The sequence below is a fragment of the Flavobacterium sp. Arc3 genome (genome assembly GCF_041431375.1).
Taxonomy (GTDB): Bacteria; Bacteroidota; Bacteroidia; order Flavobacteriales; family Flavobacteriaceae; genus Flavobacterium.
In genome coordinates this window covers 90286-103523 of sequence record NZ_JASMRI010000002.1, presented here as the reverse complement: position 1 = coordinate 103523, position 13238 = coordinate 90286, and the positions used below count along the sequence as shown (strand labels likewise).

At 36.1% G+C, this 13238-nt stretch carries 11 protein-coding genes and 1 tRNA gene; 7 read left to right on the top strand and 5 right to left on the bottom strand.

The genetic code is table 11. The features are described from left to right. Positions 1-305: 305 nt before the first annotated feature. Together QO200_RS02030 and QO200_RS02025 are read right to left on the bottom strand one after the other, a co-directional pair. Positions 306-683, bottom strand: coding sequence for a hypothetical protein (locus QO200_RS02030; RefSeq protein WP_371535717.1), 378 nt, complete (start codon positions 681-683; stop codon positions 306-308). Positions 684-852: 169 nt separating this feature from the next. After that, positions 853-1026, bottom strand: a complete 174-nt coding sequence (locus QO200_RS02025) for a hypothetical protein (protein WP_371535714.1) — start codon at positions 1024-1026, stop codon at positions 853-855. Positions 1027-1474: 448 nt separating this feature from the next. Here QO200_RS02025 and mddA point away from each other — a divergent pair, with 448 nt between their 5' ends. The 7 genes from mddA (at position 1475) to QO200_RS01990 (ending at position 9355) form a co-directional block, all read left to right on the top strand. Next, positions 1475-2074, top strand: a complete 600-nt coding sequence (gene mddA, locus QO200_RS02020) for a methanethiol S-methyltransferase (protein ID WP_371535711.1) — start codon at positions 1475-1477, stop codon at positions 2072-2074. A 256-nt stretch (positions 2075-2330) separates the two neighbouring features. Continuing rightward, positions 2331-2666 (top strand): YegP family protein, encoded by a 336-nt coding sequence (locus QO200_RS02015; RefSeq protein WP_371535986.1) that lies wholly within the window; start codon positions 2331-2333, stop codon positions 2664-2666. A 391-nt stretch (positions 2667-3057) separates the two neighbouring features. Then, a complete protein-coding gene (locus QO200_RS02010; RefSeq protein ID WP_371535708.1) occupies positions 3058-3423 on the top strand; it encodes a hypothetical protein in 366 nt (121 codons plus the stop codon). 410 nt (positions 3424-3833) lie between these two features. Beyond that, a complete protein-coding gene (locus QO200_RS02005; protein ID WP_371535707.1) occupies positions 3834-5678 on the top strand; it encodes a cystathionine beta-synthase in 1845 nt (614 codons plus the stop codon). 354 nt (positions 5679-6032) lie between these two features. Beyond that, complete coding sequence (locus QO200_RS02000; RefSeq protein ID WP_371535704.1) at positions 6033-6302, top strand: hypothetical protein; 270 nt, start codon at positions 6033-6035, stop codon at positions 6300-6302. Positions 6303-6543: 241 nt separating this feature from the next. After that, on the top strand, positions 6544-7992 hold the full coding sequence (locus QO200_RS01995; RefSeq protein ID WP_371535702.1) for a flavin-containing monooxygenase: 1449 nt from the start codon (positions 6544-6546) through the stop codon (positions 7990-7992). A 187-nt stretch (positions 7993-8179) separates the two neighbouring features. Beyond that, the gene (locus QO200_RS01990; protein ID WP_371535700.1) at positions 8180-9355 is read left to right on the top strand and encodes a nitrate/nitrite transporter; all 1176 of its coding nucleotides are present in this window, start codon (positions 8180-8182) and stop codon (positions 9353-9355) included. A 280-nt stretch (positions 9356-9635) separates the two neighbouring features. Here QO200_RS01990 and QO200_RS01985 read toward each other — a convergent pair. The 3 genes from QO200_RS01985 to QO200_RS01975 all read right to left on the bottom strand — a co-directional run bounded on the left by QO200_RS01985 (position 9636) and on the right by QO200_RS01975 (position 13200). Next, positions 9636-9707, bottom strand: a tRNA-Glu gene (locus tag QO200_RS01985). Positions 9708-10038: 331 nt separating this feature from the next. Further along, on the bottom strand, positions 10039-10518 hold the full coding sequence (locus tag QO200_RS01980; RefSeq protein ID WP_371535697.1) for a hypothetical protein: 480 nt from the start codon (positions 10516-10518) through the stop codon (positions 10039-10041). A 285-nt stretch (positions 10519-10803) separates the two neighbouring features. Then, positions 10804-13200, bottom strand: coding sequence for a multicopper oxidase domain-containing protein (locus tag QO200_RS01975; RefSeq protein WP_371535696.1), 2397 nt, complete (start codon positions 13198-13200; stop codon positions 10804-10806). Positions 13201-13238: the final 38 nt, after the last annotated feature.

The following is a 13238-nucleotide window of genomic DNA, read 5'->3' as shown; positions in this document are numbered from 1 at the left end:
CCCTCTCTTTTTTTGGTGATTTTTTTCAGTGTGCCAATGCTTGTTAGTGATTAATTTGCGGTGTTGTCCCATGGAAACGTTGCGCATTCAAAACGATTGCAGATCGCTTATGGGGTTAATGTCCAGATCCGGGACTGGATTGAAAATATAGCCTGGGCAAAAAATTATCGGCCTGCCAATTGTTTTCCAATCTAGCACAGAAAACATAAAAAAAGCAGTCTATTTATAGCAAAAATGCCCCAAATAGCACACGGCTTTTGAGGCATTTATTTAAACTGATAAATAGCTTTGTTTATTTAAAACGACTATTTGAACTGTGTAGCCACATATTCAACAAAACTTTCATCACTCATTTTATTAGATGTGCTTTCTGTAGCGGCAACATTTTTATACTGTGGCGTTTCCTTCAAGTATTTAATAAATTGTTCTTGAGCAGTACCCGTTCCAGTCACATGCAGTTCATCAACATTTTGCATGTGGGCAGTGGTGTTTTTGAATAATTTGTGAAGCAAATCTCTTTCAGCATTATTTGCTGCGTTTTCATTTGAGTTACTACCTTGACTGTCCATTTTTTCGTGACCTAATACTACAAACTCACCTGAATCTACATTTTCTCTACCTACGATAGTTGCGTGGTGTGAATCCATCCAAACACCAAATTGTTTTTTGTTTTTTTCTGACATTATTATGTATTTATTATATTACTATTTGTGTTAAACTGTAAAAAGCATGCCTGATAAGACCAATTGCTTTCTACTCTGCGAAATTTCTTGTTCAGCCATCCAAAATTTCCTGAATTTTGGCTTTTTAGAAGCTATTTGCAAGTGGAATTTACAGGCGTAATCTAATTACTTAAACTTCTTTTAAAGTGGTTCCTACTGCCAAAACAACGAAACCAATAAGCAATAGTGTGTAATTGTGTTCTGTTAAAATCGGAACGTTTGAGAAATGCCCAATAATTCCAAGTATGCCACAAATCAATCCTATAATCCAGGTAATTCTTTTTGGCGCTGAGGGGTTTTTCATATAAATGATTTTAGATAATCCGCTATTAATCTGCGGTAAGTAAATATAACACAATACACTGTCTAAAAAGTAATACAATTCTAGACAATGATTACATAATTTACATGTTTTTCGCTAAAACGCTGCGCAAAGCCTCCCCTGCATGATTTTTTTTGCTACTCTCGCAGTTCTGGAATTTCATTTGAGGTTTGTTTCGTATTTTTCAGCTGATTTTTAATCAAACACTTGTACTTCATTCATTCGAAAACACCCTGAATACCAGTTATAATTCTTAAAATTAAACAATCGTAACAATTAATCTAAAACTTAGTATCATCAAAAAAATAATTTCATTCATTTACGGTGCATTGGCGTACCTCCTATTTCTATTTACCATTCTTTATGCGATTGGATTTTTGAGTGATAGTTTCGTCCAAAATCAATCGACTCCGGCACCGAAACCGCTTTGTTGCCATCACTGCTAATCGACGTTCTATTGCTAAGCGTTTTTGCAATCCAGCACAGTTTGATGGCGACACCGGCTTTTAAAAAATGGATTACCGCGTTTATCAGTCCTGTCATCGAACGCAGCACTTATGTTCTGTTCTCCAGTTTGGCACTGCTTTTAATGTATTGGAAATGGCAACCGATAACCGCGATTGTCTGGAAAGCTGACAATGCAACTATCGCCGTGATTATAACCGGAGTATTTTTCTTTGGGTGGCTTGTGGCACTTCTCTCCACATTCATGATCAATCATTTTGACCTTTTTGACTTAAAGCAAATTTTTGACAACCTGAAAGACAAAATCGTTCCATCTTCAAAATTCCAAACCAATTACTTATACAAAATTGTCCGACATCCTATCATGTTGGGATACATCATCGCCTTTTGGGCAACGCCGGTAATGACCGTCGGACACTTACTATTCGCTGTCACTACCACTTTATACATAGTCGTTGCGGTAAAATATTTAGAGGAAAAAGACCTTCGCAAATCTATCGGGAAAGAATATGAAGACTACGAAAATAAAGTGCCAATGCTTATTCCGTTCACGAAAAAAGGATAACGCGTTCCCTACCATAAATCACCTTTGAATCAGGGAAAGCACGCAAAGCGAAGCTGCACGTTCCCTTGCTGTCGCGTTAATGACTAATGCATCCAGATTAGCGACCGAAGACCCGGTTATCGCAATGGGATATTTGAAGGCAGTCAAAGATTGATACCAAAATTCGAGTGTGTTTTTTTCGAAAATAAAATAAATCAATTATATTTCCCTTTCAATTATATTTTTCTTAAATTTATGATAATCAACACACTATATAATTATGGGAAAATTTGTAATTACTAAATCGGAAAATGGATCGTTCCATTTTAACTTGAAAGCCGCAAATGGCGAGATTGTTCTGACTAGCGAATCGTATAACTCTAAAGCAGCCTGCGAAAACGGAATGGAGTCCGTGCGAAAAAACGCCTCCGAAGACTCGAACTATGACCGCAAAGAATCGTCCATCGGAAAGCCGTACTTCAACTTGAAAGCAGCTAATCATCAGGTCATTGGAACGAGTGAAATTTATTCAAGCGCAGCATCAAGAGACAAGGGAATTGAATCGGTTAAGAATAATGCTACTGAGGCGACAATCGATGATCAGACAGCCTAAGTTGATTTTATAGACTTAAGTTCATAAAAAAACCAGTTTAAAATATTAAGCTGGCCTTTTTAGTTGTTCTGGTGTTCCATTTTGATACATGGACTATAACAATTAGCTGACATTAGCTTTTCAAAATAAAGACTTTTATCATTAGTCTTCTTAAAGCAGATCCCTAACTGACATGAGTATGACATTCCTTCAGCGAGCGCGAGCGCCCGCTCGTAAACACACAACTTAAAAAACTAACAAGAAATATAGATAATTAACAATTCAACTATTTAAAAAATAAACAAAATTAATTTTTATTGCAGGCACGAGCGAGACTCTCGCGCCCGCAACAAATTATCAAATACTTTACAACAACTTTTGTACTTTTGAAGTATAATTAGAATCAAATAGATTGACCAAATATTTAAAATATCTCTTTTCTCTCTTTCTGGCTTTTGGTCTGATGGTGAACGATGGTATTTTATATTCTCAATCAAATGCAGCCCCTTACGATCAAGTTTCGTATTTCACGATTAGAAAGGATTTTAAGAATTCTAAATCATACCTTTTCAATCAGAGAACTTCATCTGAGAAAACTTCATTGCCAATTCCTTTGGCACAGTTGCAGTTTCAAGATATTTATAGTCTTCACATTAAGGTGCAACTAAAATTACAAATTGTACTTTATCAAGACATCAGTGCAATCAAAGCACAACACGTTTTTTTGAGTAAAATAAGCACTTCAAGCAATCCTTATTCCAGTTTACACATAGCCTAGAACAGGTTTTCTTTTCTAAGCATTTATGCAATTTATTGCATACCGATGATAAAAAAATGTATAATCATTTGTCATTTACACCATGTATAAACACAAAAACAAAAAACGTTTAGAGCAATCTAAACGACCTACTCTTTGGATAAAAAGAAAACTAATGTTATTCATTACTGCCTTTATGATAGGAATTTCAAACGGAATGAACGTAGGAGACGAAACGTCTCTTAGAAAACAACACCACACAGAACAACAAGATAAGAAAGATTGATTTGGTGGTTTTCAAATAGGTTATAAATTACAAACTCCGCTATTGCACATGCACTAAACTGTGAGGCACAATCCAACAAAACGGCTGGCAACCCTATAAAATAAATCTAATTAACGTAAATTGCGGTCTATCTAAATTCAAAATCATGAAAGACAATAAAATGCTAAATTATATAAAAGAAGTATTAAAAAATATGCCCGCTGGCTGGTTGAGTACAACAACGCATCGACTAGATATTTATGATGAGAAATTAGCTAAAACGCAATTCTTAGATGAGTTTGAAGCCTTATACAATGCTAATAATTCTGAACCATCAGCATTAAGTAAATTACCCACTGCTTACGACTATATTCGATTAGGGCATCCTTTATCCTGTGTACTTGAATGGGCAATTGCTAAGTTAAATAATCTAAAATCAGAAAACGTAATCAGCTTTTCGTCAAAGACAGTTCCTGTTTTGGCAGTTCTAAGAAAAAATTTATTAGACAATAAAAACACCCAAATCCTTTACACTAATGAACTACCAGATTTTTTTGATGCTGATGTAGTTAAAAACACTTATGGTTATCATTTTGATTTAAAGAAAGTGGAGAATGCGGAGGCAATTCCAGCATTTAATGGTAGTACCGTTCTAATTTCGAAAGAAGAAAAATTTGGTACAATTGACATTCCTAATGGCGTAGATTTTTTCATCAGTCTTTATGACGACTTAGGAAGTGTTTTAGTTGTAAATGGAGAGAAAAACGAAAGTTACATTTCAGATATTCAACATGTAAGAAGAAGAGAAACCATTGCAATGACACCTGCTGATTCTCTTACGGCTTTGAATTCTTTAATAGCACAATCTCGTATTGAAACTAAAGAAAGTAATATTGAAGCAGATAAAAAAGCGGTCTTACATTCAATTACAACAATTACTAATTCAAGCACAAAGCCACTAGTTGCTTCTAGCGGACTGTCGATTCAGTATGCGATTTTAATGGGATTAATTCATGATGCTATTGAAAAACACAAAGGAAAGGCGATAAAAATCATTGTCCCTCCTAATTGCTATGGTGGTACAAATGACCAAGCAAGACGTGTTGCTGCTTGTATTGACAATGTTGAAATAGTAGATTTACTAGTGGATGGCGATAACGATATGGTTCTAAGTATTGATGCCGTTTTAACCCAAATTGCTAATGAAGATGCTGTTCCTTACATCATTGCCGAGATTCCAACAAACCCAAGAGTTGAAGTTCCAAATCTTATTGATTTAAAAAATGTTCTAAGCCAAGAACGAAAAACGGCTACGGGTGCAATTGCTATCGATCCCGTTTTTATTTTAGATCAAACATTTTGCCCTAATGTTCACTTTTTAGGGGAAGAGGACATACTTGCAACGGTTAGAACGATTTCATTTGCTAGTGGATCAAAATTCCCTAGTGGCGGGCAATGTACTGCTGGTTACTGTGTAGGAAATAAAAAAACGGATGCTTTGATGGAAAAAATAGCGCTGCATCTAGACCTGTGCGATAATGAAGCTACAGCATTGCAATATGAAATACTAGCCAAACAATTGCCTTCAATGAATCAAAGAATTATTGATGCTTATAAAAATACACGCGATTTTGTAAACTTCATCCACGAAACATTACCAGAAGCGAAAATCAATTTTGTTTCAGAAGAACTAGCAGAACAAGGATTTACACCTTCTGTTTTCTCATTAGACCTACCCACTAAAGGGAATACTGCTGAAGAAAAAGAAGCGCATAAAAGAGAATTGAATTTAAAATTAATCAATTTGATGATTACAGAAATCCCTAATGAAAGTAAATTTTGTGTGAGCTACGGGCAGTTAAAAGGATGTTACTGGACGATACCTGCGACATCTACTCAAGGGACTACTAAAGAAGGTGACAAAGATTATATTGTGCGTGCCTCACTTTCTCCCGATATGGATTTAGACCTACATAAAAAAGTCTTTTCAAAATTTGTTGAAAATATGTAAAATCATCTATAATAAGAGAGACCATATTGTGTGTCTAATTATATAAAATAAGCTATAAGTACATGCGTCTGAAAAGTTGCATGTACTTAAATAGCAAAGGGAATAATAATGATAAATCTGTAAGCTGCTCCGTTTTTCCTAAAGAACCTTTGCACTAATCGGTATTGTTACTAACAAAAAAGAGAACTGTTGAAATAAAAGGTTTAAAAAACCTCAGAATTAAACCTTTAGCTAAAATTCAAGTCATCCGAATCAAAATATAAATCAACATCAAATATGGCAAATTAAAAAACGCCATTCTCATTTCAAGTTAGAGTTACCCACAAATATCTAGGTTATTTTTTATCAGGCATAATGGCCGTATATGCTTTAAGTGGTATTGTAATGATTTTTAGAGAAACCAGCTTCTTAAAAAGCGAGGTTGTCTTAGAAAAACAACTCGAACCAAATTTAGCAGGTGAAGAATTAAGTCCAAAATTACGTATGAAAGTAAAAGTTAAAAAAGAAGAAGATGATGTCTTATATTTCAAGGGCGGTAATTACAATGAAGAAACAGGAGTTGCAATCGTAAAAAAACGGAACGCCTACACAAAGCGTCAACAAATAGTCCTTTATACTTTTTAAACATCTTTTTTGGTGTATCCTTTTTTTTTGTGATCTGCATTCTAGATGTACTCCCCAAAAATACCTATCTTCAAAAAGGGGATTTATTTTGCGATTGGAGGCATTGTATTGACCTTTATCCTTTTGTTCATTTAAAGAGCATCTTATAAATTACAAACACCATTACCTCTTAATATTTAATGGTGTTTTTTGTTGATTCTATTTTGTATTTTGCAACAGCATTTAATACTAAAATAACAATATGAATACGAATCATACCGATATAATCATAATAGGAGCCGGTTTGTCTGGTATAGGGGCTGCGTGTCATTTGTCTCGTAAAAATCCTGATAAAACCTATGTTATTTTAGAGGCAAGAACAGAAATTGGAGGTACTTGGAGTTTGTTTAAATACCCCGGTATTCGTTCTGATTCTGATATGTATACCTTTGGTTATTCCTTTAAAACGTGGGAAGACCAAAAGTCTTTTGCTGACGGACCTTCTATCTTGAAATACATCAATGAAGCTGCTGACGAATATAAGGTACGAGAAAAAATTATTTACCAACAGCGTGCCCTTTCTTATAACTTTGATACAAAGGAGAAGTTATGGACGGTAACCACTGTAAACACAGCTACAGCCGAAGAAACTATTTATAGCTGCCAGTTTATCTTTAGTTGTAGTGGTTATTATAATTACACCAAAGGCTACACCCCTGAATTTAAGGACCAATCCACTTTTGAAGGAAAAATAATCCATCCTCAAAAATGGCCTGAAAATTTAGATGTTACCGATAAAAAAATCGTTGTAATAGGCAGCGGAGCCACTGCCGTTACCATCGTCCCCGAACTTGCTGCAGCAGCTGAACAGGTTGTTATGCTACAGAGATCACCTACCTATATTGCTGCTTTGCCTAATAAAGACAAGATTGCCGCTCGACTGAAACGCCTATTCCCTAAAAAAGTAGCCTATCGATTGATCCGCTATAAAAATATTTTCTATTCGATTGTCTTTTTTAATCTCTGTCGGTTCTTTCCTGAAAGAATGAAAAATTTCATCATAAATGGCGCTAAAAAAAGCCTAGGGGACTTTCCTGTCGACCCGCATTTTATACCTAACTACAATCCATGGGAGCAACGTTTTTGTATCGCCCCAAACGGAGATTTTTTTAGAGCCATCAGAAAAGGCAAAGCATCAGTGGTCACCGACCATATCGATCGTTTTTTAAGTAATGGAGTTTTATTGAAATCGGGCAAGACATTAGCTGCCGATATTATCATCACGGCAACTGGGCTGGATTTAGTGGCGTTTGGAGGGGTGAAAATTCAACTGGATTCGAAACCATTTGACATTTCCAAATCCTTTGTATATAAGGGCCTAATGTTAAGCGATCTTCCCAACTTCTTTATATTTGTTGGCTATACCAATGCTTCTTGGACGTTGAAAAGTGACCTTACCAGTGAATATATTTCTCGTGTATTAAAGTACTTGGACAAACATAATTACAAAGCTTTGCAGGCAAAAGTAATTGAGACTAATTTAAAACCAGTTCCACTACTCAACCTGAACTCGGGATATATTAACAGAGCAGCCGACATGCTTCCAAGTCAAGGAAACAAAGCCCCTTGGCGCATATATCAAAACTATGTTCTGGATTATAAGATGCTTCGCTTGGATTCTGTTAAAGACAAACGACTCACCTTTTTTTAAAATTAACTTGATCAAATAGCGACCCGTTGCACAAAGCTTCCTGACCTTAAACTATTTTATTTTTGCTTTACTTTATATAGCCATTGATTAATTATGAGACATGTTCTGTTCTGCCACAATTTCACTAGTTTTGCTTCTCTTTGCATAGCAAAACAATATCCTTAGTTAATAATAAGCAAATTTTTAAATGAACCGAATAAAAACAATCCTACCTACAATTGTTGTTGCCCAGTTTTGCTGTACCTCTCTTTGGTTTGCAAGTAATGCCGTGATGAGCGATTTAGTAATTAATTTTGGACTTCAGGAAACGGCTATTGGTCATTTAACCTCAGCAGTCCAATTTGGTTTTATTTTAGGCACTTTAGTATTTGCAGTACTGGCGATCGCAGATCGTTTTTCTCCTTCAAAAGTATTTTTGATAAGTGCACTGCTAGGAGCGCTATGCAATGCAGGTCTTATATGGGAAGGTAACACTTTTACCACAATGCTATCCATACGTTTTTTAACTGGTTTTTTTCTTGCCGGCATCTACCCTGTTGGAATGAAAATAGCGGCTGATTATTTTAATAAAGGGCTTGGCAAGTCGCTGGGGTTTTTAGTGGGCGCACTAGTAATTGGCACTGCTTTTCCGCATTTGTTAAAAGGATTAACGAATGCATTCCCTTGGAAATTAGTTATAATCACGACTTCTTCGCTAGCCGTTCTGGGCGGTTTAATGATCGCTCTTTTAGTTCCTGATGGTCCTTATCGAAAACAAAGTCAAGGTGTTAATTTATCTGCTTTCTTTGGTATATTTAGAAATCAAAACTTACGTTCCGCTGCATTTGGCTATTTTGGGCACATGTGGGAGCTATATGCGTTTTGGGCTTTTACACCGTTACTACTTCAAACATATAGCGATTTACATCCAGAAACAACATTTAATATTCCTGTTTTATCTTTCCTTATCATTGGTATTGGTGGGCTCGCTTGCGTATTGAGTGGCTACCTCTCAGAAATCTTCGGTGCAAAACGAATTGCGTTTATATCACTATTACTATCTTGTACTTGCTGTCTTATTTTTCCCTTTCTATTTGTCATCCAATCAGCGACTCTCTTTATTACTTTCTTACTTTTTTGGGGAATGGTCGTTGTTGCTGACTCTCCACTTTTATCAACATTAGTCGCTCAGAATGCTCCTTCAGAAATAAAAGGAACAGCACTTACAATAGTGAATAGTATTGGCTTTACAATTACAATAATTAGCATTCAATTAATCAGTGGATTAAGAACAGTAACAGATACAAACTATATTTATACCTGTTTAGCTATTGGTCCTATTTTAGGATTATTGGCGTTAAGCAAAAAAGATAAAACAGACTAATTTGCTTCGATTTAAAGACTTCCTTGAGTACAGACTGCTCCATTTTATGGTATCGATTAAGCTCTCTCTATAACTAATTTCAATTTAAAATTGAAAAAAAAGCGAATTCGGAATCTCTTGTTTAGGAAAATAAAAGCACTTTCGTCGTCAACAAAAAAAGCCTCGAAAAGTTTAATTTTCGAGGCTTTTTTTATTTCTAAGAGGTAAATTGAAATTAATTTACAAAATTAAATAGCGAAGTCAGCTTTCTGAAAGTCTGAATTGCAAAATGGAAATATTGTAGCCCGTAGCGGAATCGAACCGCTCTTACATGGATGAAAACCATGCGTCCTAACCGATAGACGAACGGGCCTTAATTTTCTATTCTGGTGCAAAAATAGAACTATTTTTGAGATACACAAAACCAAATCCTAAAACTGATAATAATAAATCGCCCTTTTCTCATCAGAAAATTGTAATTAATTCATAATTAGCTCTTAGTAAGAAAAAAAAAGACGAGAAATTTTCAGTGCTCACAACAGCGAGACAAACTACAAAAAAAGCCATAACATCACATCATAGCTTTTCTTGTTTTTTAAATTTGTTGAGCGTCTATTCTATTTATTTGAAGTTTGCTAACAGTTATAATTGGTATAACCCCAGCTGTGCAAAGTTTCCTGCCTTTGAATTGTCAAAAAACTGCCTTATTTTATATTAGCACTATTCATCATTGGCATTCCTTTACTATCCATCATTTTCATGCTTGATTGCATGCACTCTTTACTCATCATGCCTCCTTGCTGCATCATTTGCATCATAGCAGCCATGGTTTTGCCGTCCTTCATCATTTCACCCATCAGGGATTGCATCATTTCTGGATTAGCCATCATTCCGCTCGTGAAATTCTTTGTCATCATGCTGTCTTTCATCATCATTTGCATTCCGTTACCACCCATCATATTGCCCATCATCATTTTATCCCCTTGCATCATGTGCATGGCATCTGGATTAGATTGCATGTTTCCCATGAATTCTTTCATAAAATCAGGATTACTGGCAATGGCATCAAAAACTTCAGTCCTTGATTTCGAGTTTTCAAGCATTGCTTTAGGGTCCGTTTTTTGGTTGCAACTGTTTAATGTTAATAAACCAATTGCCGAAAAAATAATTAATACTGTTTTCATATTATTTGATTTTAATTACTATTTAGCCGGTTTAAGAAACACTTCTGTTTTTTTATCCGGCTGCTAGATTTATTCTTACTCTTATGTGCAGTCTGATGGTTTCTCGGTTTTGTATGGTTAAATCAGCTGCTGAAGATGTTAAACAATCTCTATTCCAAGCCTCTGCGATAGTTGTGCCCCAAATACTTCCATTTCTAAATCCATTTCACAAGCAGTCACCGTAATTTGAAATAATTATTTCTGTTCTGTATATCCGGCTCTTAAATAAATTTATGCCAATAAATTTTAAAATCTGACAGACAACCCGCCTCCTGCACCGAATCGGTTATCGTAGCTTCCCATTGCTGAAACGTTTTTTGAAAACATATACTCAACACCGGCACTCCAAACGGTATCTGAGGTGTAGTCTTTAGCTACTGGAAGATCATTCACCAAGCCTAAGTCCAATTTATATTCATAATATCCAAACACTGAAAATTTAGGAAACACCATAACACTTCTTCCTAATGCAATTCGCGGTCTAAGCTCATTATCAATTCGCGCATCTAGATTAAATAAATAAGGGGTCAAATATCGGATACCAACCACTGCCGTAGTCTTAAACGTATCAAAGCTATCTTCCTTCTCATTTTCTATGTTTACGCCACCAAAAACCCTCAAATAATCATGTAAATATCTTTCGTAGGTAACTTCACCTTCGAGATTTTTGTTCCAGCCATATTCCATGGACACGTTAAATTGATTTCTCAAGTTGGAAGCCGTTAATTGTAAAGCCGTAAAATGAGATGCTGCATCCACCATTCCCCAAGAATAATATCTGTTAGTTTCAGCTACTAACTCAGAAACGGGAAACCCTTTCATACGTGTATCCCTTGGTGTATCATAACTAATTACTCTTGCCATACCACTCATCATATGATATAATATGTGACAATGGAAAAACCAATCTCCATATTCACTTCCGTAAAATTCTATTGTGACATTCCCCATTGGAGGAACATTTACGGTATGCTTTAAGGGTGAGTATTCTCCGTTTTTATTGATCACCCTGAAGAAATGACCGTGCAGGTGCATGGGGTGATGCATCATGGTCAGGTTATTCAATGTTATTCTTGTGACCTGACCTCCTTCAATTTTTATTTTATCAGTTTCAGCCAGGGGAACACCATTCATACTCCAGATATAGCGCTGCATATTTCCCGTCAGGTTCAACAGGATTTCTTTTACTGGTGCATCGGCAGAATAGTTTGTCTTTACCGGTGACCTTAGGTAATCATAGTTGTATTCTGAAAACAGATCCATTCCCTCCATTTTCATTTCGCCTTCCATACTATCCTTTTTTGCAGAATCAGCCTTTACAGCTTCTTCTTGCATACCTTCCATTTTCATCCCTTCCATCTTAGAATGATTCATTTCCATTCCTTCCTTTGCAGAATTCTTAGGCATATCCATTTGCTTTTGGTTCATGCCGTCCTTTTTCATCCCTTCCATCTTAGAATGGTCCATGTTCATTCCTTTCATTGCAGTATCCTTGGGCATATCCATTTGCATGCCATACTCTTCCTTAATTTTAAAGCGTTCGTCTTTTTTCGGACGGTATTTTAGTGCATGCGCTCCCATTTTCATGTCCATCTTCGCCATCTTTTGCATCATGCCAATTTTATCTGGTCTTGGAACAACTGGAGCCGCTAAGATTTTACCTGTTCCCAGAAAGGCCGAAGCGGTACCTGAACCATCCTGTGCCGTAATTCTATATTCAATTTTACCGTCTTGTGGAATGGTCACAATAAAATCATAGGCTTCTGCTATACCAATAAATGTTTTGTTTTTTACAACCGGTACTACGTCATGACCGTCTGCTGAAACAAGTACTGGATCTTCTCCGCCAAAAGTCATCCAAAAAGAAGTAGAAGCAGCTCCATCGATAACTCGTACTCTTACCTTTTCTCCCGGTTTAAAATCGGGATATTCAACAGACTGTTCTCCATTAATCAAAAATGCAGGATAGTAGATGTCGGCAATATCAGCACCTACCATACGTTGTCTCCAAAAGTTTAATTGCGCTCCGACGGCACCTCTTGCAATAACCCTATTGAGCGGAGTAGCGGTACCTTTTTTTATTTGATACCATTCGGAACCCCGTTTTAGAGTCCGCAGCACATTCATTGGTTTTTCATTGGTCCAATCCGATAGCATTAAAACCAATTCTTTGTCGTATACCAATGTTTCTTTTTTGGGGTGAATAACTATGGACCCAAAAACGCCACTTTGCTCTTGCAACATGGTATGCGAATGATACCAATAAGTACCCGCTTGTTTTATGGCAAATTCGTACTTGAGCGTTTGTCCCGGCTTAATAGGCGGAGTAGTCAAGTAAGGAACTCCGTCATAAAAATTAGGCAGTATTATCCCGTGCCAATGAACGGACGTTTCTTCCTTCATTTCATTTTTAACATGAATAATAGCATACTCTCCTTCAGTAAATCCCAATACCGGACCTGGTATGCTTCCATTTACAGTCATTCCTTTTACAGCTACCCCTGCTTTATTAACAACCTCCTCCCTGATGGTGAGTGTATATTCTTTCACCGGAAGATTGTCAACGTTGCCTTCTACAACCTGACTAAAAATAGATTGGGACACAATCAAAATTAACAATGCTGTATATTTTAAAGTCTTCATTTTCTTGTTTTTAATTACTAATCTTAAATGCAATTTGA

Excerpts from the sequence above, each read along its gene's own strand:
- QO200_RS01980 (WP_371535697.1), bottom strand. The coding sequence starts at position 10,518 with ATGAAAACAGTATTAATTATTTTTTCGGCAATTGGTTTATTAACATTA.
- QO200_RS02025 (WP_371535714.1), bottom strand. The coding sequence starts at position 1,026 with ATGAAAAACCCCTCAGCGCCAAAAAGAATTACCTGGATTATAGGATTG.
- QO200_RS01995 (WP_371535702.1), top strand. The coding sequence starts at position 6,544 with ATGAATACGAATCATACCGATATAATCATAATAGGAGCCGGTTTGTCT.
- QO200_RS02000 (WP_371535704.1), top strand. The coding sequence starts at position 6,033 with ATGGCCGTATATGCTTTAAGTGGTATTGTAATGATTTTTAGAGAAACC.
- QO200_RS01990 (WP_371535700.1), top strand. The coding sequence starts at position 8,180 with ATGAACCGAATAAAAACAATCCTACCTACAATTGTTGTTGCCCAGTTT.
- QO200_RS02005 (WP_371535707.1), top strand. The coding sequence starts at position 3,834 with ATGAAAGACAATAAAATGCTAAATTATATAAAAGAAGTATTAAAAAAT.
- QO200_RS02030 (WP_371535717.1), bottom strand. The coding sequence starts at position 683 with ATGTCAGAAAAAAACAAAAAACAATTTGGTGTTTGGATGGATTCACAC.
- QO200_RS01975 (WP_371535696.1), bottom strand. The coding sequence starts at position 13,200 with ATGAAGACTTTAAAATATACAGCATTGTTAATTTTGATTGTGTCCCAA.